The 21,301-nt window shown below is 70.1% G+C and carries 21 protein-coding genes; 10 read left to right on the top strand and 11 right to left on the bottom strand.

From position 1 onward, the window contains the following. The first annotated feature begins 247 nt into the window (after positions 1-247). On the top strand, positions 248-1,309 hold the full coding sequence (locus H5411_RS37305) for a DNA polymerase IV (RefSeq protein ID WP_101440494.1): 1,062 nt from the start codon (positions 248-250) through the stop codon (positions 1,307-1,309). Positions 1,310-1,479: 170 nt separating this feature from the next. Here the strand turns inward: H5411_RS37305 and H5411_RS37300 are convergent, their stop codons facing one another. Further along, on the bottom strand, positions 1,480-2,238 hold the full coding sequence (locus H5411_RS37300; protein ID WP_101440495.1) for a class I SAM-dependent methyltransferase: 759 nt from the start codon (positions 2,236-2,238) through the stop codon (positions 1,480-1,482). Positions 2,239-2,342: 104 nt separating this feature from the next. Between H5411_RS37300 and ahcY the strand changes: the two genes are divergently transcribed. After that, positions 2,343-3,803, top strand: coding sequence for an adenosylhomocysteinase (gene ahcY, locus H5411_RS37295; RefSeq protein WP_101440496.1), 1,461 nt, complete (start codon positions 2,343-2,345; stop codon positions 3,801-3,803). A 175-nt stretch (positions 3,804-3,978) separates the two neighbouring features. Here ahcY and H5411_RS37290 read toward each other — a convergent pair whose 3' ends face one another. The 4 genes from H5411_RS37290 to H5411_RS37275 form a co-directional block, all read right to left on the bottom strand. Then, positions 3,979-4,185 (bottom strand): hypothetical protein, encoded by a 207-nt coding sequence (locus H5411_RS37290; protein WP_101440497.1) that lies wholly within the window; start codon positions 4,183-4,185, stop codon positions 3,979-3,981. A 255-nt stretch (positions 4,186-4,440) separates the two neighbouring features. Then, positions 4,441-5,313, bottom strand: a complete 873-nt coding sequence (ku, locus tag H5411_RS37285) for a non-homologous end joining protein Ku (protein WP_101441386.1) — start codon at positions 5,311-5,313, stop codon at positions 4,441-4,443. Between the two features lie 97 nt (positions 5,314-5,410). Continuing rightward, positions 5,411-6,355, bottom strand: a complete 945-nt coding sequence (locus tag H5411_RS37280) for a S41 family peptidase (protein ID WP_101440498.1) — start codon at positions 6,353-6,355, stop codon at positions 5,411-5,413. Beyond that, the gene (locus H5411_RS37275) at positions 6,352-6,717 is read right to left on the bottom strand and encodes a VOC family protein (RefSeq protein ID WP_101440499.1); all 366 of its coding nucleotides are present in this window, start codon (positions 6,715-6,717) and stop codon (positions 6,352-6,354) included. Before H5411_RS37275 ends, H5411_RS37280 begins: the two co-directional genes overlap by 4 nt. 114 nt (positions 6,718-6,831) lie before the next feature. On the opposite strand from H5411_RS37275, the gene H5411_RS37270 reads away from it, so the two are divergent. From H5411_RS37270 to H5411_RS37260, 3 genes are all read left to right on the top strand, one after another. Beyond that, the gene (locus H5411_RS37270; protein ID WP_101441387.1) at positions 6,832-7,458 is read left to right on the top strand and encodes a TetR/AcrR family transcriptional regulator; all 627 of its coding nucleotides are present in this window, start codon (positions 6,832-6,834) and stop codon (positions 7,456-7,458) included. Positions 7,459-7,502: 44 nt separating this feature from the next. Beyond that, the gene (locus tag H5411_RS37265; RefSeq protein WP_101440500.1) at positions 7,503-9,236 is read left to right on the top strand and encodes an ABC transporter ATP-binding protein; all 1,734 of its coding nucleotides are present in this window, start codon (positions 7,503-7,505) and stop codon (positions 9,234-9,236) included. 113 nt (positions 9,237-9,349) lie between these two features. Next, a complete protein-coding gene (locus tag H5411_RS37260; protein ID WP_208637764.1) occupies positions 9,350-11,239 on the top strand; it encodes an ABC transporter ATP-binding protein in 1,890 nt (629 codons plus the stop codon). 275 nt (positions 11,240-11,514) lie between these two features. Here H5411_RS37260 and H5411_RS37255 read toward each other — a convergent pair whose 3' ends face one another. Next, the gene (locus H5411_RS37255; RefSeq protein ID WP_101440502.1) at positions 11,515-13,263 is read right to left on the bottom strand and encodes a pyruvate dehydrogenase; all 1,749 of its coding nucleotides are present in this window, start codon (positions 13,261-13,263) and stop codon (positions 11,515-11,517) included. Between the two features lie 126 nt (positions 13,264-13,389). Between H5411_RS37255 and H5411_RS37250 the strand changes: the two genes are divergently transcribed. Further along, complete coding sequence (locus tag H5411_RS37250) at positions 13,390-14,136, top strand: SRPBCC family protein (protein WP_183126511.1); 747 nt, start codon at positions 13,390-13,392, stop codon at positions 14,134-14,136. Positions 14,137-14,138: 2 nt separating this feature from the next. Here the strand turns inward: H5411_RS37250 and H5411_RS37245 are convergent, their stop codons facing one another. From H5411_RS37245 to H5411_RS37235, 3 genes are all read right to left on the bottom strand, one after another. Continuing rightward, complete coding sequence (locus H5411_RS37245; protein ID WP_183126510.1) at positions 14,139-14,507, bottom strand: SPW repeat protein; 369 nt, start codon at positions 14,505-14,507, stop codon at positions 14,139-14,141. A 61-nt stretch (positions 14,508-14,568) separates the two neighbouring features. Continuing rightward, entirely contained in the window at positions 14,569-14,913 is a 345-nt protein-coding gene (locus H5411_RS37240; RefSeq protein ID WP_183126509.1) for an STAS domain-containing protein, read from the bottom strand. Positions 14,914-14,989: 76 nt separating this feature from the next. After that, the gene (locus H5411_RS37235) at positions 14,990-15,688 is read right to left on the bottom strand and encodes a DJ-1/PfpI family protein (RefSeq protein ID WP_183126508.1); all 699 of its coding nucleotides are present in this window, start codon (positions 15,686-15,688) and stop codon (positions 14,990-14,992) included. A 98-nt stretch (positions 15,689-15,786) separates the two neighbouring features. Between H5411_RS37235 and H5411_RS37230 the strand changes: the two genes are divergently transcribed. From H5411_RS37230 to H5411_RS37220, 3 genes are all read left to right on the top strand, one after another. Continuing rightward, positions 15,787-16,764, top strand: coding sequence for a GlxA family transcriptional regulator (locus tag H5411_RS37230; RefSeq protein ID WP_183126507.1), 978 nt, complete (start codon positions 15,787-15,789; stop codon positions 16,762-16,764). Between the two features lie 443 nt (positions 16,765-17,207). Next, positions 17,208-18,575 (top strand): YibE/F family protein, encoded by a 1,368-nt coding sequence (locus H5411_RS37225; protein WP_376772273.1) that lies wholly within the window; start codon positions 17,208-17,210, stop codon positions 18,573-18,575. Between the two features lie 80 nt (positions 18,576-18,655). Continuing rightward, entirely contained in the window at positions 18,656-18,916 is a 261-nt protein-coding gene (locus H5411_RS37220) for a hypothetical protein (RefSeq protein ID WP_183126505.1), read from the top strand. A gap of 87 nt (positions 18,917-19,003) precedes the next feature. On the opposite strand, the gene H5411_RS37215 is transcribed toward H5411_RS37220, so the two are convergent. Beyond that, entirely contained in the window at positions 19,004-19,642 is a 639-nt protein-coding gene (locus tag H5411_RS37215) for a hypothetical protein (protein ID WP_183126504.1), read from the bottom strand. Continuing rightward, positions 19,639-20,223: an MBL fold metallo-hydrolase gene (locus tag H5411_RS37210; protein ID WP_183126514.1), complete on the bottom strand. Its 585-nt coding sequence runs from the start codon at positions 20,221-20,223 to the stop codon at positions 19,639-19,641. The genes H5411_RS37215 and H5411_RS37210 overlap by 4 nt, the downstream gene beginning before the upstream one ends. A 136-nt stretch (positions 20,224-20,359) precedes the next feature. Here H5411_RS37210 and H5411_RS37205 point away from each other — a divergent pair, with 136 nt between their 5' ends. Then, the gene (locus tag H5411_RS37205; RefSeq protein ID WP_183126503.1) at positions 20,360-21,241 is read left to right on the top strand and encodes a peptidylprolyl isomerase; all 882 of its coding nucleotides are present in this window, start codon (positions 20,360-20,362) and stop codon (positions 21,239-21,241) included. Positions 21,242-21,301 lie beyond the last annotated feature (60 nt).

Genomic DNA, 21,301 nt, shown 5'->3' with positions numbered 1-21,301 from the left:
CCGCTCATGGCCAAAGCGGATGCCCTCTGGCCGGAACGCCGCTTCCGCAGGCACTGAACTCACCGGACCAGAGCACACACAACTCGACCCCCCAGCCCGCCTGGCCAGCACACCTCTAGCCCACCGCCGACGTCCACCGGACACCCCTTCCCCCGCCACCCACCATCGCCGGACTACACCGCGCTCCCCGACCACCAGCCCCGTCCGGGCCGCGACCCGGCCAGCACACCCCGCCGCCCGCCTCCGGATGCGCCGCCCGACCCCCGCACCGCACACTGGTCCGGTGTCCGACTGGGTGCTGCACGTCGACCTCGACCAGTTCATCGCGGCCGTCGAGGTCGCCCGGCGGCCGGAGCTGCGCGGGCGGCCGGTGATCGTCGGCGGGAAAGGCGATCCGGCCGAGCGCGCCGTCGTGGCCACCGCGTCCTACGAGGCGCGCGAGTTCGGCGTCGACTCCGGCATGCCGCTGCGGCTGGCCGTCAAACGCTGCCCGGACGCCGTCCTCCTCCCGGTCGACGCCCCGGCGTACCAGGAGGTCTCCGACCGCGTGATGGCCCGGCTGCGGGAATTCCCGGCGGTCGTCGAGGTGCTCGGCTGGGACGAAGCGTTCCTCGGCGCCACCGCCGACGATCCCGAAGCGCTCGCCGCGGAAATCCGGCGCGGAATCGAAGAAGAAACCGGGCTCTCGTCGTCCGTCGGAATCGGCGACAACAAACTCCGCGCCAAACTCGCCACCGGTTTCGCGAAACCGGCCGGAATCTACCGGCTCACCCAGGAAAACTGGTGGGACGTCATGGCCGAACGGCCCACCGACGCGTTATGGGGAATCGGCCGGAAAACCGCGAAGAAACTCGCCGAGGCCGGATACTCCACCATTCTCGATCTCGCCGCCGCCGATCCCGACGCGCTCGCCGCGCGGTTCGGGCCGAAACTCGGCCCCTGGTACCGACTGCTGGCCGGCGGCATCGGCGACGCCGAGGTGAGCGCCACCCCGTACGTCGCGCGTTCCCGAAGCAGGGAAACAACATTCCAGCAAGACCTCACCGACCCGGAAGCCATCGCCCGAGAGACCGCGACTCTCGCCGAACGCGTCGCGCAGGACGTCGCTGACGAGGGACGTCCCGCTGCCCGCGTCGCGGTCAAGGTGCGGTTCGCGCCCTTCCTGACCCACACGCACAGCGTGACGCTGCCCGCACCGTCCTCGGATCCGGCTGTGCTCTCCGCGGCGGCGCAAGACCTGTTGGGCCGCTTCACTTTCGGCAAGCCGGTGCGACTGCTCGGCGTCCGTGCGGAGTTCCCGCGCGCTTGACAGGTGCGGACCGGCCTTGCCAAGGTGGAATCGACGCACCCGCCTGGGTGCGGCTCCGGGCCGAGAGGCGCTGCGACGGGGTTTCCCGCCACGCTCGGCCCGCGGGACTTCGAGAGAAGGGCGCCTCCTGGTTCAGGAGGTGCCGCGTGTTACTGACGATTCCGGCCCGGTCAGCGCCGTCGCGCGACGTGCACCGTGTGGTCGGCGGCCAGCTCGACCGTGTCCGGCAACACCTGCCGAATCCGCTGGAAAACCTGTTGCCGCACCGAAATCGGCAGCATCAGGTACGCGGAGACCGTGGACAGCAGACCGACGTACTCGTCCGCGCGCAGCGTCAGCCGCTCCGAGACGACGAACTGCCGGACATCGGCGAACAGCTGGGACTTCTCGAGTTCCGTGCCCGGCCACCGCAGCTTGCTCTCCGGCGGTGTGCCGTCCGGCGACGGGATCTCCGCGCTGTCCAGAAACGGAGCCTGCGCCTCCTCGACCGCTTGCCGCACAACGGGATCCGCCAGCTCGGCGGGTCCGCCGACCGACGCGAACACCCCGCCGGGGGCGAGCAGCGCGGCGATCCGCGGCCACCGCCCGGCCGGGTCCGTCCAGTGCAGGGCCGCGGCCGAGTACACCAGCCCGTACTGCCGCTCCGGCCGCAGGTCCTCCAGCGCGCCTTGCCGCGTCTCGACCTCGGCGGGCACGTGCTTGCGCAGTTCGGCGAGCATCGCCGGATCCGGATCGGTCGCGGTGACCGCGATCCCCCGGCCCGCGAACACCCGGGTCATTTTCCCTGTCCCGGCCCCGATTTCGAGCGCGTCGGCGACCGGCGTGCCCGCGTAGTCCAGCACCCGCTCGGCTAGTTCGGCGGGATATCCCGGGCGGTACCGCTCGTACGCCTGCGCCACCGCCCCGAAAGTCAACGCGCGCTCGGTCATGCCCGGCATTCTGGCCTGACAAGCACCGCGCGCGCCTCCCCTTGTGAGCGCCAGCAAGACGCCGGTGCTCCATTCTGCCCGAAAAACCCCGAAAGGACCGGACAATGTCGCCTACCCTGCGTACCGTCGACGCCCTCGAGTTCGCGGTCGCCGACCTGTCGCTCGCCGCGGCCGGACGCATCCAGCTCGACCTCGCCGAGCACGAAATGCCCGGACTGATGGCGCTGCGCCGCGAGTTCGCGGAGTCCCAGCCGCTCAAGGGCGCGCGTATCGCGGGCTCGCTGCACATGACCGTGCAGACCGCGGTGCTGATCGAAACGCTCGTCGCGCTCGGCGCCGAGGTGCGCTGGGTGTCCTGCAACATCTTCTCCACCCAGGACGAGGCGGCCGCGGCGGTCGTCGTCGGCCCGGACGGAACCCCGGAGCGTCCCGAGGGCGCCGCGGTATTCGCGTGGAAGGGCGAAACCCTCGACGAATACTGGTGGTGCACCGACCAGCTGTGCCGTTTCCCCGGCGGCGAACCGCCGAACATGATCCTCGACGACGGCGGCGACGCGACCCTGCTCGTCCACAAGGGAGCCGAGTTCGAGAAGGCGGGCGCGGTGCCCGCCGCGCGCGAGGACGATCCGGAGGACTACCGGATCCTGCTGCGCACCCTGGCGGCCAGCCTGGCCGAGGATCCGCAGCGGTTCACCCGGATCGCCGGCGCGATCCGCGGGGTCACCGAGGAGACCACGGCGGGCGTGAACCGGCTGTACCAGCTCGCGGCCGCCGGCGAACTGCTGTTCCCGGCGATGAACGTCAACGACTCGGTCACGAAGTCGAAGTTCGACAACCGGTACGGAATCCGCCATTCGCTCCCGGACGGCCTCAATCGGGGCACCGACGTGATGATCGGCGGCAAGTACGCCGTCGTGTGCGGGTACGGCGACGTCGGCAAGGGCGCGGTCGAGGCGCTGCGCGGACAGGGCGCGCGCGTCGCGGTGACGGAGATCGACCCGATCTGCGCGCTGCAGGCCGCGATGGACGGGCTCGACGTGGTGGAACTCGACGACGTCGTGGAGCGCGCCGACATTTTCCTCACCACCACCGGCAATTTCGGCATCGTCTCGGCCGAGCAGATGGGGCGGATGAAGCACCAGGCGATCGTCGCGAACGTCGGCCACTTCGACAACGAGATCGACATGGCGGGGCTCGCGAAGGTCCCGGGCATCGTCAAAACCGAGGTCAAACCGCAGGTGCACACGTGGCGGTTCCCGGACGGGCACGCGATCATCGTGCTGTCCGAGGGCAGGCTGATGAACCTCGGCAACGCGACCGGGCACCCGTCGTTCGTGATGTCCGCGTCGTTCGCGAACCAGGTGCTCGCGCAGATCGAACTGTTCGGCAAGCCGGGCGGCTACGCGAACGACGTGTACCGGCTGCCGAAGCACCTCGACGAGAAGGTCGCGCGGCTGCACCTCGACGCGCTCGGCGTCCGGCTGACCAAGCTGACCAAGGAACAGGCCGAGTATCTCGGCGTGGACGTCGACGGACCGTACAAACTGGACCATTACCGCTACTGACCGAGCGGACCGGCACTGCCGGGAAAAAGGGGTCCTCCGGCTCCGAGGGGGAGGGAGAGCCGAAGGACCCCCGGTAGTGTTAGCACATCGCCAAGCAGCTTGTACACGGCCGGGTACCCGATCGGGTAGAGATGCCCCGGCTGCGCGGTGCGACGGACCCGGCCGCCGCCGCAGGTCAGGAAGCCTGCCGCAGCAGGGATTTCTCCGCTCCGGTGCAGGCGCACCCGGCGTCGAGGGTGTGACAGTCGATGATCAGGCCGTGCCGGACCCGGTCCAGGTCGAGGCAGGACGGGTCGGTGCACTCGGCGAACCCGCGGTCCGGGTGGACCACCAGGGTGCCGTGACAGTGGTCGATGCCGCTCGTGCAGAACGCGCACTCCATGCTCAGCCGCCTTCCGCTCAGGTATTCGAGTCCCCGGCGCCAGGTGCTCCGGGGCCGGACTCCTCTTTGGTACCACTGGAAATCTCGCCGCCGCAGAATACCGGGCGGCGTGTCGGCCCCCACGGTCCGGTGAAGTACGCCGCACTCGCTCACCCGGCGTGACGAACGGCATTTTCCGGACGGCAACGGTGAAATTTCACTATTCCGCGCCGCGGAACACTCCGCCCGAGCACCGGGCGCCGGCGAAAACCCCGCTCAGGCGCTTTTCGGCCGCCGAGCCCGCGCGGCCGGTTTCTTCGCCGCCGTTGTGCCGTCGCCGGCGGCTTTCTTCTTCTCCTTGGCAGGCCCGCGCGTTTTCTTCGCCGCCGACACGCTCGCTTCCAGCGCCGCCATCAGGTCGACGACCTCGGCCTTCTCCCCCTGTTTCGGCGCGCCGACCGTCTGGCCGCCGCCCGCCTTCGCCTCGATCATCGCCTCGAGCGCTTCGCGGTAGGAGTCGGAGTACTTTTCCGGTTCGAACACCGGCTCGGACAGCGAGTCGATCAGCGACCCCGCCATCGTCACCTCCTGCGGCCGGACCTGCGGCGGATCCTCGTGCAGGAACGGGAAATCCGGGACGCGGACCTCGTCGGCCCACAGCATCGTGGTCATCACGAGCACGTCGTCCACGACGCGCAGCAGTGCCAGGCTCTCCCGCTGGCGCACCGCGACCTTCGCGATCGCCACGTGGCTCGCCTTCTGCAGCGCGTCGCGCAGCACCACATACGGCTTGACCGCGTTCTTCTGCGGTTCCAGGTAGTAGGTGCGGTCGAACCGGATCGGGTCGATCGACTCCAGCGGCACGAATTCGAGCACGTCGATCGAACGCTGGGTGGGCAGCGGCAGTTCGGCGAGGTCGGCGTCGGTGATCACGACCATCTCGCCGTCGGGCAGCTCGTAGCCCTTGGCGATGTCGGAGTAGGGCACCTCCTCGCCGTCGATCGAGCAGAACCGCTTGTACTGGATCCGCCCGCCGTCGGCGACGTGCACCTGGCGCAGCGACACGTTCTTGTTCTCGGTCGCCGCGTACAGCTGGATCGGGATGCTGACCAGCCCGAAGGACACCGAGCCCTTCCACATCGACCGCATGCCGCGCACCTCCGCCGAGTTCGCCGGTACGTATTCACGCTCGGTCACCACCGTAGCCGCGATCGTCCGAATCCGACAGTCCGCGCAGGTCCGGGGCCTACGCGCAGCGACCGCGCAGCCACTGCCCGGCTCCTGTGTCCGGATCCGGTGTCGGATGATCGGGCGCGATCGGCCACGCGCCGTAGCGCCGCCCGGCCCGGTCGACGTCGACCGCGCTGGTGACGACGAGTTTCGCGCCGTCGGCCAGGGCGAACACGTCATTGGCGGTGGCGAATCCCGCGGTGGCCCCGCCGAACGTCGCGGCCCGGCCGAGCCCGCGGAAGGCGATCAACGTCGCCTCGCCCGAACTGGCGGTGATCCGCGAGGTCAGCACCGCGACCGGCGGTGCCGGACGGCTCAGCCGCACCGGGTTGACCTCGTCCGTGCGCGGGACCTCGCCGGACCAGGCCCGCCCGTCGCGGACGGACCAGAAGGTCGGAGCCGCCCCGGGTGCGGAGAACGAACCCGCGATCCCGTCCCCCAGCAACGGAGCCAGCACCGTCAGCATCGGCCACATGTTCCCGCCGGTGTCGTCGCGAAGATCGACGATCCAGCCGCACGAGGCCTGCGCTTCGACCGCCCGCAGCGCCGCCACCCCAGCCGCGACGTAACGCCGTTCGCCCGCGGGATCGGAGACAAAGCCGGGAATCTTCAGCACCGCGATGCCGTCCGACACGGAACTCGACGGCACCTCGATCGTCGCCGCCGACAGTGGCCGCGCTTGCGCGGGAGTGAGCAGTGCGCTGTGCGGGTTGCCCAGTTCGGCGAGCACGGTCCGGATCGCCGGATAAGTCCCGGAGTAGGTCGAAACCCCCTCGGCGGCGCGCAAGGCCTCGGCCTCCGCACGCGGCCAGTCGACCCGGTCCCGGTCGATCGAATGCGTCCGCAGCAGATTCAGCGCGCCGAGAAGATACGTCGGCGGCGTCGGCACGGACGGCTGGGCCGCGACCAGTCCGGCGCCGAGCAGCACCAGCGCGACGACCGCGGCCAGCGCTCTTCTCAAGCCGGCGAGCCCGGGAAATGCGGATTCTCGATCACGCCGACCAGGTTGCCGTCCGGTGCGCGCACCAGCGCGGTCCGGATCCCGCCGCCGAAGTCGGTCACCGCCGCGTGCTCGGCCGCGCCCTCCCCGACCAGCTTCGCCACCGCGGCTTCCACGTCCGGCACGCCCCAGTACGTCACCGGCCCGTCGCCGTTCTCCGCGCGGCCGTTCGGGTCGAGCGCCAGTTCGTAGCCGTGGACGCTGTACCCGACGTAGAACGGTTCGTCGAAGTACGGCGGCACCCCGAGCACCCGGGTCCACCACTCCTTGGCCACCGCCAGGTCCTCGGCCGGATACACGATCGTGCGCAGTCCGTCGAACATGTGTTCATCCTGGCACAGATCTCCCGCGCGGCCCCACACCTCTGCGAGAACGAAAATTTTCGCGGTCCGCATAATTTTTCGCACCACGCAACTTTCGCTGCTATTCTCGATCCGGTGACTTCCACCGCTCCCCTGGGCCTGCGCGAGCGCAAGAAGCGAGCCGCGCGAAGGGCGCTCGCCGACGCCGCGCTGCGGATCGCGCTCGAGCGCGGCCTCGACCAGTTGCGGGTGGAGGACATCGCGAGCGAGGTGGGCGTGTCCCCGCGCACCTTCAACAACTACTTTTCCAGCAAGGAGGAAGCTGTCTGCGCGTTCATCGTCGAACGGCAGGAACGCGTGCGCGAAGCGCTTCTGGCGAGGCCCGCCGACGAGCCGCTCTGGGACGCGGTCGTCAACGCCTCGCTCACGCGGTTCGCCGAGGAGGACCGCCCGAACCGCGAGGACGTGCGGCGGGTGCGCGCGATGATGAAGAACGGCGGCCTGTTCGGCGAGATGCTGCGCGCGTACGCGACCGTCGAGCGCGTGCTGGCCGACGCCATCGCCGAACGAGCGGGCGACCACGCAAATCCGTTGCACGCCCGGCTGATGGCGGGCATTGTGCAGAACGCTTCGCGCATCGCCTTCGAAACCTGGCTCAATTCGGACTCCGACGACGAAGAGTTCGTATCGATCTTCACCGGCCTCCTGCGGGAGGCAGCCGCGGGGATGCCCGCACTGGCCGCGTCCGGCGCGGCACGCTAGACCCGAACCGACGCCATTCACTTTTTTTGGGGGAGTGCCCGACCGTGCTGGTCACCTTGTTGCGCAGCTACCTGCGCCCGTACCGGGCCGCGCTGTGGCTCGTCGTCGCACTGCAACTGGTGCAGACGATCGCCGCGCTGTACCTGCCCACGCTCAACGCCGACATCATCGACGGCGGCCTCGTCAAGGGCGACACCGGCTACATCATCAAGATCGGCGGCGTGATGCTGCTGATCACGCTGGTCCAGATCGCCGGGTCGATCGGGGCCGTCTACCACGGCGCCCGCGTCGCCTCGGCCGTCGGCCGCGACCTCCGCGCCGGAGTCTTCCACCGCGTGCAGGATTTCTCCGCCCGCGAGATCGGCAAGTTCGGCACGCCGTCGCTGATCACCCGCACCACCAACGACGTCCAGCAGATCCAGCTGCTCGCCTCGCTCACCTTCACGCTGATGGTGTCCGCGCCGATCATGTGCGTCGGCGGCATCCTGCTCGCGCTGCAGCAGGATGTCCCCCTGTCGTCGCTGCTCGTCGTCATCGTGCCGGTGCTGGGCGTCGCGATCGGCCTCATCGTCATGCGGCTGCGCTCGGCGTTCCGGCTCATGCAGGTGCGCCTCGACCGGATCAACCAGGTCCTGCGCGAGCAGATCATGGGCATCCGGGTGATCCGCGCGTTCGTCCGCGACCAGCACGAGCGCGAGCGCTTCGGCCGCGCGAACGACGAGCTGTTCACGGTGTCGCTGCGGGTCGGCAGGCTGATCGCGCTGATGTTCCCCACCGTGATGCTGGTGGTGAACGTGTCGAGCGTCGCCGTGCTGTGGTTCGGCGGGCAGCGGGTCGACAGCGGGGCCATGCAGATCGGCGCGCTCACCGCGTTCCTGTCCTATCTGCTGCAGATCCTGATGGCGGTCATGATGGCCACCTTCATGTTCATGATGGTGCCGCGCGCGGAGGTCAGCGCCGAGCGGATCACCGAGGTGCTCGACACCGAGTCGAGCGTGCGCCTGCCGGCCGAGCCGCTCCCGGCCGGAGCCGAGCGCGGGCGCCTCGACCTCACCGGCGTCGAATTCCGGTACCCCGGCGCGGAAAAGCCGGTGCTGCAGGACGTGTCGCTGTTCGCCCGGCCCGGGGAGACCACCGCGATCATCGGCAGCACGGGCAGCGGGAAGACGACGCTGCTCAACCTGATCCCGCGGCTGATGGACGCCACGAAGGGCTCGGTCCGGGTGGACGGCGTGGACGTCCGCCAGCTCGACCCGGCAGTGCTCTCGTCGGTGGTCAGCATGGTGCCGCAGAAGCCGTACCTGTTCGCCGGGACGGTCGCCAGCAACCTCCGCTACGGCAATCCGGACGCGACGGACGAAGAGCTGTGGCACGCGCTGGAAGTCGCGCAGGGCAAGGACTTCGTCGAACGGATGGAACAGGGCCTCGACTCCCCCATCGCCCAGGGCGGCACGAACGTCTCCGGCGGTCAGCGGCAGCGCATCGCGATCGCGCGGATGCTGGTGCACCGGCCGGAGATCTACCTGTTCGACGATTCGTTCAGCGCGCTCGACTACGCCACCGACGCCGCGCTGCGCCGCGCGCTCGCCGACGAAACCCGCGACGCGACCGTCGTCATCGTCGCGCAGCGGGTCAGCACGATCCGCGGCGCGGACCGGATCATCGTGCTCGACGACGGCCGCGTCGTCGGCACCGGAACCCACCACGAGCTGATGGACACCAACGAAACCTACCGGGAAATCGTGCTTTCGCAGCTGACTGAGCAGGAGGCGGCGTGAGCGAGGAAACGAAAACCGCTGTCGCGCACGACGCCGACGAACCGGCCGCCGTCGCCCGCGACAAGACGCGGCCGCAACCCGTCGCGGGGCCCGGCCGGATGATGTCCGCGGGGATGCCCGCGGAGAAACCGCTCGACTTCAAGGGTTCGCTCGCCCGGCTGCTGCGGCTGCTGCGCCCGCAACGGGCGGCGCTGACCGGGGTGCTGGTGCTCGGCGCGATCGGCGTGGCGCTGACCGTCCTCGGGCCGAAGGTGCTGGCGCGGGCGACCGACCTGATCTTCGCCGGCGTGTCCAGCAGGCATCTGCCGGCGGGCGCGACCAAGGAGCAGGTGATCGAGGGTCTGCGGGCCCGCGGCGAGAACACGCTGGCCGACATGTTCACCCGCGTCGACCTGGTGCCCGGCCACGGCGTCGACTTCACCGCGGTCGGCCAGGTGCTCATGATCGTGCTGGCGCTGTACGTCTTCGCGGCGTTCCTGGGCGTCATCCAGGCGCGGCTCACCACGAATCTCGTGCAGGGCGCGGTGTTCCGGCTGCGCCAGGACATCGAGGCGAAGTTCGCGCGGCTGCCGCTGCGCTATTTCGACCGCCAGCCGCGCGGCGAGGTGCTGAGCCGGGTCACCAACGACATCGACAACCTGGCGCAGTCGCTGCAGCAGACGCTGTCGCAGATCGTCACTTCGCTGTTCACCGTGCTGGGCGTGCTGGTGATGATGTTCGTGATCTCGCCGCTGCTGGGCGCGATCGTGCTGCTGACGGTGCCGCTGTCGGTGTTCGTCGCGGCCAAGATCGGCAAACGCGCGCAGCCGCAGTTCATCCGGCAGTGGTCGACGACCGGGAAGCTCAACGCGCACATCGAGGAGATGTACTCGGGCCACTCGCTGGTGCACGTCTTCGGCCGCCGCAAGGAGGCCGAGGAGCTCTTCCGGCAGCAGAACGAGGCGCTGTACGAGGCGAGCTTCAAGGCGTCGTTCATCTCCGGCACGATCCAGCCGGGAATGATGTTCATCGGCAACCTGAGCTACGTGCTGGTCGCGGTCGTCGGCGCCCTGCGGGTCGCGTCCGGCAGCCTGACCCTGGGCGACGTGCAGGCGTTCATCCAGTACTCGCGCCAGTTCAGCCAGCCGGTCACGCAGATCGCGAGCATGGCGAACCTGCTGCAGTCCGGCGTCGCCTCGGCCGAGCGGGTGTTCGCGCTGCTGGACGCGAAGGAGCAGGAACCGGAGCCGGAGCAGCCGCGGCGCCCGGAGGTCGTGCGCGGCAAGGTCGAATTCGAGCACGTGTCGTTCCGCTACCTGAAGGACACGCCGCTCATCGAAGACCTGTCGCTGTCGGTCGAACCCGGCAGCACCGTCGCGATCGTGGGCCCGACCGGCGCGGGCAAAACCACGCTGGTCAACCTCCTGATGCGGTTCTACGAGATCGACGGCGGCCGGATCACCCTGGACGGCGTCGACATCAAGGCCATGGACCGCGAAGAACTGCGCTCGAAGACCGGCATGGTCCTGCAGGACGCCTGGCTGTTCGGCGGCACGATCGCGGAAAACATCGCGTACGGCGCGGACAACGTCACCCGCGAACAGGTCATCGAAGCCGCGAAGGCAACCTACGTGGACCGCTTCGTGCGCACCCTCCCAGACGGCTACGACACGGTGCTGGACGACGAAGGCGGCACCGTCAGCACCGGCGAAAAGCAGCTGATCACCGTCGCACGAGCCTTCCTGGCCAAGCCCGCGATCCTGATCCTGGACGAGGCCACGAGCTCGGTGGACACCCGCACCGAAGTGCTGATCCAGCACGCCATGAACTCGCTGCGCACCGGCCGCACGAGCTTCGTGATCGCCCACCGCCTCTCCACCATCCGGGACGCCGACGTCATCCTGGTGATGGAAAACGGCAACATCGTAGAACAAGGCAACCACGAAACGCTCATCAACGCAGGCGGCGCCTACTCCCGCCTCTACGCAGCCCAATTCGCAGAAGCCATGGCAGAAACCGAATAACACATCCCACACACACAAACAGGCCTCCGAGGAACCACTTCCTCGGAGGCCCTTCCCATCCCACCGCAACCAACGCACCCAACCCACCAAGCACCCACACCACCCCCGCACCCCGATACGAAGCCTTCCCTGCGGTTCGGGGGTGCTTGTCAAGGCATCTTTCCCGCCTTGACAAGCACCCCCGAACCGTCAGCACACTGGGCTTCGGGGTGCCCCCAACTCAGACAAGGCGCAATGTCGCCGCCAGGCGACGAGCCGAACCCCGACGCCCCACCTCAAATCCGAGGAATATTCCGCAAATTAGACTTGGCCAATTCCAGCATCTTCCCCACTCCCCCGCTCAACACCGTCTTGCTGGCCGCCAACGCAAACCCCTTCACCTGCGCCGCGGTGATATTAGGCGGAATAGACAACGCATTAGGATCCGTAACCACATCCAGCACCGCCGGCCCGTCGTGCGCCAGAATGTCCCGGATCCCCTCCCGGACCTCCCCGGGCTTCTCCACCCGCCGCGCATGCAACCCGGCCGCCCGGGCGATGCCCGCGAAGTCCACCTGATCGTGGTCGGTGCCGAACTCCGGCAACCCGTCCACGAGCATCTCGAGCTTCACCATCCCCAGCGAAGAGTTGTTGAACACCACCGCCTTGACGGGCAACGCATGCGTCTTGAGCGTCAGCAGCTCCCCCATCAACATCGCGAGCCCGCCGTCGCCGCACATCGCCACCACCTGGCGCCCAGGCGCGGCAGCCTGCGCCCCGATCGCGTGCGGCAACGCATTGGCCATGCTGCCGTGCACAAACGACCCCAGGATCCGCCGCCGCCCGTTAGGCGTGACGTACCGAGCGGCCCAGACGTTGCACATCCCAGTGTCCACAGTGAACACCGCATCGTCCGCGGCTTCCTCGTCCAGCACATCCGCGACATACTCCGGATGCAGCGGGATGTGCTTGGACACCTCGTTGGTATAAGCGTCGACGACCCGCTGCAGTCCCCGCTCGTGCTTGCGCAACATGGCATGCAAGAACGACCGATCAGTACGCTCCCGCAGCCGGGGCAGCACCGCGCGAATCGTCGCCCCGACATCCCCCTGCACCCCGAATTCGAGGACCGACCGACGCCCCATCCGGGCGGGGTCGATGTCCACCTGCACGGTGTTCCGCTGCGGCAGGAAGTTGTCGTACGGGAAGTCCGTGCCCAGCAACAACACGAGATCCGCCTCATGCATCGCCTCGTAGCAGGCCCCATAGCCGAGCAGCCCGCTCATCCCGACGTCGAACGGGTTCGAGTACTGCACGAACTCCTTGCCCCGCAACGAATGCCCGACGGGCGCCCCGACCGCGTCCGCGAGCGCGAGCACCTCGTCGTGCGCGTCCCGGCATCCCGCGCCGGCCATGATCATCACCTTCTCCGCCCGGTCGATCCGGTCGGCGAGGCGAGCGAGGTCAGCCTCAGCAGGCACCACCGCCGGCGGACTGCCCAGCGAAGCGGACTCGCCAGTGGCGTGCGCGGCGGGCTCGTGCGACACGTCGCCGGGCAGCACCAGCACCGCGGCCCCGCGCCGGCCGACTGCGTTCTGCACCGCGATCCGCGCGAGCCGCGGCATCTGCTCGGGTGAGCTCACCATCTCGCAGTAGTGGGAGCATTCGGCGAACAGGTGCTGCGGATGCGTCTCCTGGAAGAACCCGGTGCCGATCTGCGTCGAGGGGATGTGCGAGGCGATCGCGAGCACCGGCGCCCCGGAGCGGTGCGCGTCGTAAACCCCTTGCAGCAGATGCAGATTGCCCGGCCCGCAGCTGCCCGCGCACACCGCGAGGCGTCCGGTGAGCTGCGCCTCGGCCGCGGCGGCGAACGCGCCGGCCTCCTCGTTGCGCACGTGCACCCAGTCGATCCCGCCCCGTGCCGAACCGCCGGTGCGGCGCACCGCGTCCACCACCGGGTTGAGGCTGTCGCCCACCACCCCGTAGATCCGGTGCACCCCGGATTGCACCAGAACGTCGATCAACTGGTCGGCCACCGTCGCCATGCGCCTGCGTCCCTTCGTGAGAGTCCCTTCGCAGTCTGGCATCGATCGAGCGAACCGCCACCGCATTGACAGGTATTGTTGTCAATGGCACGGTGAACGACACCGACCACGAGGAGGACGCCGCCCATGCCCCGCGAGTTCGAGGTGCGCAAAGAGGTTCAGCTGCCCGCGGACCCGGAGGCCGTGTGGGAGGCGGTCGCGACCGGGCCCGGCATCGATTCGTGGTTCATGGGCCGCCACGAGGTCGACGCCGAGGCCAAGCGGATCCGGTTCCGCCTCGGCGAAATGCGCACCGAGGCGGAGATCACCGCGTGGGACCCGCCGCGCCGGTTCGCCTATCGCGGCGAGCCGGCCGAGGACGGCACGTTCGACGCGATGGAGTTTCTCGTGGAAGCGGCCGAAGGCGGCACGTCCGTGCTGCGGTTCGTGCACCGGGGTTTCGTCCAGGACGGCTGGGACGACGAGTACCACGAGTCCTTCGCGGTCGGCTGGGAGATGTACCTGCACACGCTCGCCCAGGTGCTGGCCCATTTCCCCGGCCGCTTCGCGACCTACGTGACCGCGGATGGCCCGGCCTCGTCCGCGAGCCGGGAAGCCTGGCCGAAGCTGCTGGCGGCGCTCGGCCTGCCCGCTGAACCCTCAGCCGGGCAAGCGGTCCAATTCAGTGTCGGCGACGACGTAATCGAGGGCGTCCTCGACTACTCGACCCCGAATTTCGCCGGAGTCCGCACCGAGGACGCCCTCTACCGGTTCCACGAACGGTCACTGCTCGGCATGCCGGTCGCGGTCGGACATCACCTGTTCCGGCCGGACGTCGACGAAACCGCCGAAAGCGCGACCTGGAGCCGCTGGCTCGCCGACGCGCTCAGCTAACGTCAGCGGCGGCGCAGCAGCAACGCCGCGCCACCGGCCGCCACGACGACTCCGGCGATCACGTTGCCGGTCACGGCACCGGCCGACGGCACTGTCTCGTCGCCGTAGCGAAGCAAGAACGGAGACACCGCGGCCCACAGCCCGAGCACCGGCAGCACCCAGGTCAAGGCCAGCACGCCGGAATCGCGGGCCCGCATGGCGGCGAAGACGACGATCGCCAGCCCCGCGACGGTGTTGCTCACCGCGAGTTCGGCGGCCCCGCCGAAGCGCAGCAGCCACGGCGCGGCGATCAGGTACAGCCCGGCCAGCACAGCGAGGCCCGCTGCACCCCCGGACACCGCGGTCTTGCCGGACATCGTGCTGGTGGACATCACGGATCACCTCAGCAGATCTCGGTTCCACCTCACGGGTACCCAGATTCCGGGCCGGGATTCACGCCCCCGCGGCGGCGCACGCCTCGCGCAGGCCGCGGCGCACCGGCGCCTTGATCCCGGCCACCGCGAACGCACGCAGCACGAGCGGTCCGGTCGCGACGATCGAAAGCGCTGGCCGAACACGGCTCGTCTCTTCGAGCGCGCGCAGCCCGGCACAGCTGACATAACCGACCCGCGACAGGTCCACGACCAGTTTCCCGCCGGCTCCGGAGGCGGCCGACAGCGCCGAGCGGAACTGCCCCACCGACGCGATGTCGATCTCGCCCGCAGCCGTGACCAGCACGATGTCGCCGTCCCTCCGGCTGGTGAAAACGGTGAGACCGGCAGCCCCGCGAGCACCCATTGGCGGAACGGTACGCGTCCGCACGGCGCCGGCAAACCCGTCCTGCCTCAGCCGGGTGGGGCAGTTCACCGGAATGTCACCGCGAGGCCAGCAGTTTTTCGCGCAGCTCCGGCTGATCGGCGAGACCTTCCCGGACCGTGCGGTCGACGAACGGCCGCATCCCCTCGTGCGGGGCGAGCGACCAGTCGAGCGGGCCGAGCGGCGGCCGCGGGTCGTATTCGATGCCGAACTGGACCAGCCGCGCGGCGTCCGTTCCGCTCATCCGCTCCACCAGGTGCAAGGCCAGGTCGATGCCCGCCGACACCCCGGCGGCGGTGATCACCGGGCCGCTGTCGGCCCAGCGCTGCCGGACCGGCGTGGCCCCGAACGCCCGCAGAGCGTCCAGGAAAGTCCAGTGCGTGGTCGCCTCGCGGCCTTCGAGCAGGCCGGCCTGGCCGAGCAGCAGCGAGCCGGTGCACACGGACGTCATCAGCTCGGCGGACGTCGCCGCCTGGCGGAGGTAGCCGATGAGCTTCTCGTCGCCGAGCGCGCGCAGCGTCGGAGCGCCGCCGCCGGGCACCAGCACCCAGGACGGATCCGGAACCTGGTCGAAGGTGTGACTCGGCGCGATCCGCAGCGGCGTGTCGGTTTCCGTGGTTTCCAGAGTCTCGCCCACGACCGCCACGCGGACCGAGGGATCGGCCGCCGCGAAGGAGGTGAGGACCTGCAGCGGGCCCACCAGGTCGAGGATCGTCAGGCCGGGGTACACGACGAACGCGAAGGTTTTCCGGGTCATGCCGCCACCCTCCCGGGCCCGCGGGGTGGCCGGGACACGCGTGTCCGAAATCCTGCGAACCCGGTTGATCCGGCCGGGCGAGCTGCTACGGTGCGGCCATGCCGAGTACCGCCCGGCAGGTCGTGATCCTCGGGTACCCCGACGCGGAACTGCTCGACATCGCCTGCGTGTCCGACGTTTTCGACGCCGCCACCCGGCTCGGCGCGGCCCGGCCGTACGAGGTCCGGCTCGCCACCGTCGACGGGCTCCCCTTCGCGTGCCAGTCCGGGCTCACGCTCGCCCCGCACGTCCGGATCGACCAGGTTCGCGGCCCGCTCGACACCTTCGTCGTCGCGGGCGGACTAGGCCACCACGCCGCCGCCAAGGACGAACGGCTGCTCGCGCACGTGCGGCGGTTGTCGCAGCTCAGCAAGCGCACGGCGTCCGTCTGCACCGGGGCGACGGTGCTGGCCGCCGCTGGCCTGCTGAGCGGCCGACGTGCCACCACGCACTGGGCGCACGCGGCGCGGCTCGCCGAGCAATACCCGTCGGTGACCGTCGATCCGGTGCCGCTCTTCGTGCGGCACGGCGACGTCTACACCTCGGCGGGCGTCACCAGCGGGCTCGACCTCACCCTCGCGTTCATCGAGGAGGACCACGGCCCGACGCTCGCACGCGAGGCCGCCCGGTCCCTGGTCACCTACCTGCAGCGGCCCGGCAACCAGGCGCAGGTGAGCATGTTCCTCGCCGGTCCGCCGCCGGAACACCGGCAGGTCCGCGACCTCACCGCGTACGTCGCCGAGCACCTCGCCGACGACCTTGGCGCCCACACGCTCGCGAAACAGGCCGGCATCAGCACCCGCCAGCTGACCCGGCTGTTCGACGCCCACCTCGGCACCACGCCGGGGAAATACGTGCGGACCGTGCGCGCCGAACACGCCGCCCGCCTGCTGTCCGGCACCGACCTCCCGCTCACCGCGATCGCGCGACGCTGCGGTTTCGGCTCCACCGAGACGCTCCGGCAAGCGTTTCTGGACCATTTCGACACTCCGCCCTCGGCCTATCGCCGGGTGCACCTGCGTTCTGCGCACGCCTGAACGAAACGCCCGCTTCCTCCCCCACCCGGTACGGGTGAACCGGGAGCCGGGAGGGCAGGATGTCCGCCGTGGCACCGCACGACTACCCAGACCAGGACCCCGACGACACCGGCCCGCTGCCGCGCGTGCCGGGCGAGCCCGCGTCCCCGTCCTCCGCCGTGCCACCGCCGGTTTCTCCGGCCTCGCCGCCGCGCGCCCGGCCGGACGGGCCGCGCCGCCCGCGCCGCGCCGAACCCGCGCGACCGGCCGACCGGACCGGCGAACCCGGACGACCGGCTGAGCGTTCCGGCACTCCCGGTCGCCCCGGCGAACCGGGACGGCGACCCGAGCGGTCCGGCGAACCCCGGCGTCCGCGTGCCGCCGCGCCGCGGCCTGCTCAGCCCGGCGCCCCGCGCTCGGCGCAACCGGGCTCCGCTGACGCCCGCGGCTCGCACTCCGGCGAACTGCGCTTGCCCCGCCGCGCGGGCGACACTCCACCGCCCGGCACCCGCCGCCGTCCCCCGGCCCGGCCGCCACAGTCCGAAAAGGACACTCCGCAACCCGCCGCGGCCAAGGAAACCCCGCCGGCCACCGGACACGGCCACGGTCACGGGCACGGCCACGGTCCGGCCGCCCCCGCGTCGCAACGGGTCCGCAAGCTGCTGATCTGGCTCCTCGCCCCGCTGGCCCTGGCCACCGTCGTCGGCATGATCGTCCTGTACCCGTGGGGCAGCTCCCTGCCGAAAAGCGCGGTGCCGCAAGGCACTCCGGTGCAAGCGGCGATCACGACCGCGACGTCCGGTCCCTGCCTGCAACCCGGCCAGGTGCAGGTCGGCTCGCAGCCGGACCCGAACGCGAAACCGTGCCTGACCGTCGACCTGCAGATGTCCGATGGCCCGGCGGCCGGGAAACCGGTGCGGCTGACCGTGCCGATCGAACCGAGCACGCCGCGATTCACCGCGGGCGACAAGGTCGTGCTCGCCTACAACGGCGGCAATCCGCTCGATCCGCAGTCGTTCACGCTCGTCGATTTCCAGCGCGGCACCCCGCTCGTGCTGCTCGCCGCGCTGTTCGCGATAGCCGTACTCGTGCTCGGCCGCTGGCAGGGGGTGGCGGCGCTCGTCGCGCTGGTGCTGAGTTTCGTGGTGATCGTGCTGTTCGTGCTGCCCGCGATCCTCGCCGGGGAGAACCCGCTGGTGGTGGCGATCGCCGGGGCGGGCGCGATCATGTTCCTCGCGCTGTATCTGACGCACGGGCTGTCCGCGAGAACCTCGGTCGCCGTATTGGGGACGTTGGTCAGCCTCGCGCTGATCGGGATCCTGTCGGCGATCTTCTCCGCCGCCGCGTCGCTCACCGGCCTCGACGACAGCACCACGACGCTGATCGCCTCGCTCGGCCACGGCATCGACGCCCGCGGCCTGCTGCTGGCCGGCATCGTGATCGGCGCGCTGGGCGTGCTCGACGACGTGACGATCACCCAGACCAGCGCGGTGTGGGAACTGCGGCGCGCGAACCCCTCGCTCAGCTGGCGGGAGCTGTACAGCTCAGGCCTGCGGATCGGCCGCGACCACGTCGGGTCCGCGGTGAACACGCTGGTGATGGCCTACGCCGGGGCCGCACTGCCGGTGATGCTCTACTCCGCGATCTCCGGCGTAGGCCTCGGCTCGCTGCTCGGAAGCGAGGACATCGCCGCGGAAATCATCCGGACGCTGGCCGGTTCGGTCGGCATCGTCGCCGCGGTGCCGGTGACCACCGTCCTGGCGGCCCTGATCGCCGCACGGGAGCCGGTAGAACACCTCATCAGCACCAGCAAACCCGCTGAATCACACTAGCCACACGCTGGCTGACCCGGTCGGGCGCGGGCGTCGCGGATGAGGTACGAAGACCGCGACCCCGCACCCGAGGAGGGGCTGTGTTCTCAGCCGTCCTGGCCGGACCCCGAGTCACCGTGCACCTGATCCGCCGCTTGTTCGCGTCGGTGCTGGAAGCCGCCGAAACAGTCCCGCGGATCGCCACCGCACTCGACGAAGTCCGCGCGACCCTCCGTCACGTGGAACGGCTTCTCGCCTACGTCGCCGAGGAACTCCCCGAACTGGCCGACCAGCTCGACCGCATCCGCGCTCGCGTCGACGGCCTGGAAGAACACACCCGCGAACCCGCCGGACACGAATAATCCGCCTGAGGACCTGCTCGAACTCGACCACAACGCGGGATCGCGGAATGAAGGCGATCCCGCCGCGACGGCGGAGCCGGCGCCAAACTACAGCGCCGCGACGAACCGGCTGACCGCTTCCATCGGAAACCGCTGCAGGTACTTCCCGGCAGGCGCCGCCGAAGCCAGCCGGTACAACGGCCGCTCCGCCACCGCGTCGCCCCGAGCCTCCGCGCGCAGCTCCGCCACCAGCAGCTCCGAGAACACCAGCCCGTTCGCCTCGGTGTTGTTCAGCACCGCGTCCGCCAGCCGGCGCAGTTGCAGCGCCCCCAGCTCGCGGCCGCCCGTTCCGGAAAACACTGCCAGGTCGAGCTTCACCGCCCGCCGCCGGTGCCCCGCGTTCACGAGCAACGCCACCGTCCGCGTGCCGCGGACGTCGCTGATCACCACGTCCAGCCGCGGTGCCTCGACCAGGTCCACCCGCCGGACGCCCCACGTGCGCACCACCAGCGTCGTGCCCTCCAGCCAGATCCGGCGGCGGTACGCGTACAGCACCACGTAGATCAGCGGCAGCGCGACGACCGCCGCCACGATCAGCCCGGTCAGCTGCCCGCCGATCAGCCCTGCGATCCCGCCGAACGCCGCGGCCAGGATCAGCACGCCGAAGACGCCGGACCACGCGCGGCGGCGGCGCAGCTTCGGCTCGTCGGCGAACAGCGGCAGGCGCTCCGCCGGCTTCCCGGTCACTGCACGGCTCCCGGCACGAAGGGGTTGGCGGCGCGCTCGCGTCCGATGGTCGTCGCCGGTCCGTGGCCGGGCAGCACGACGGTGTCGTCGGCGAGCGTGAGCAGTGTGCGCAACGAATTCTCCAGATCGGAGCCGGATCCGCCGGTGCGCCCGACCGATCCGGCGAAAAGCGTGTCCCCCGTGAACACCAGCCTGCCACCCTCGCCGGTCTCCACGGTGAACGCGACCGAACCCGGCGTGTGCCCGGGCAGCGGGAGCACCCCGACAGCCAGCCCGGCCGCCTCGACCTCTCCCGCGGCGAGCGGTTCGAAGGGCCCGTCGTACCACTCGGCGTCGCCCGGATGCAGCCGCAGCGGCACTCCGTGCGCCCGCGACAGCTCGGCGGCCGCGCCGACGTGGTCCGGATGGCCGTGTGTGGCGAGCAGCGCGACCGGCGTCAGAGCGTGTTCCGCCAGCGCGCCGGCCAGCGGCTCGGCGGCTCCCTCGCCCGGGTCGACGACGAGACACGGACCTCCCGCGGCGGGAGCCAGCAGATAGCAATTCGAGCGCAGCGGACCCGCGGCGAACCCGGCGACGAGCACCGAACCCTCCTCCCCGGAAGCGGCCTTGATCACGACCCGCTGAAGACTAGCCGCCCCTGTACGGAGTCCTAACAGGCTGTGCCCATACACTGCCGCTACCTCAGACGTGTGACTTCGAGCGGAAACTGGAGGGCGGGTGGCGACCAACCAGCAGCGCCGAGAAGCCGCAAAGCGCAAACTCGAGCGGCAGCTCGTGCGCCGGGCGGAACAGGCGAAGCGACGCAAGATCGTGGGCGCTGGAGTGGTCGGCGGTGTCGTCCTCATCGTCGCCGGTCTCGTGGTGTGGATCGTGAACAGCGGCGGCAGCGGCGACCAGCCGGCCGCGGCGCCGCCGTCGAGTTCCGCGCCGCCGGTCCCGAGCGTCACGAACATCCCCACCGAGCGCACCGCGCTCCCCAAGCGCCCCAAGGCGCTGCCGAACCCGACGACGTGCTCGTACCCGGCCGACCCCAGCGGCAAGCCGCCGTCGGGCAAGAAGGCGACCGCGCCGGACGGCAAGAACGTGTCCTCGTCCGGGACCGTGAACATCACGATGAAGACCACCCAGGGCGACATCCCGATGACGCTCGACCGTTCGCTCGCGCCGTGCACGGTCCAGGCGTTCGAGAGCCTCGCGAAGCAGGGTTTCTACACCGACACGATCTGCCACCGCCTCGGCGTCACCGACCTGCAGATGCTGCAGTGCGGCGACCCGGACGCGAAGGGCGACGTGACGACCGACGGCCGCGGCGGCCCGGGCTTCACCGTGCCGGACGAGTTCATCGACACCGCGAAGTACGGCCGCGGCATCCTCGCGATGGCCAACACCGGCCAGCCGAACAGCGGCGGCAGCCAGTTCTTCATGGTCTACGGCAACGCGCCGCTGCAGCCGCAGTACACGATCTTCGGCAGCATCTCCGACGAGGGCCTGAAGGTCCTCGACAAGATCGCGAAGAACGGCATCGGCGCGATCGGCCAGGACGGTTCGACCGGCGAGCCCAAGCAGCCGGTCAAGTTCACCGCGGTCACGGTTTCCTGAGTTGACAGTGCGCGTCGAGATCGGCGGGGGCCCGCCTGGCACCCCCGGTCCCGCTGCCGC

Source organism: Amycolatopsis echigonensis (assembly GCF_014174495.1).
In the GTDB taxonomy this organism is placed as follows: domain Bacteria; phylum Actinomycetota; class Actinomycetes; order Mycobacteriales; family Pseudonocardiaceae; genus Amycolatopsis; species Amycolatopsis echigonensis.
Note: the sequence above shows the minus strand (reverse complement) of the source record. Positions and strands in the feature narration are given on the sequence as shown.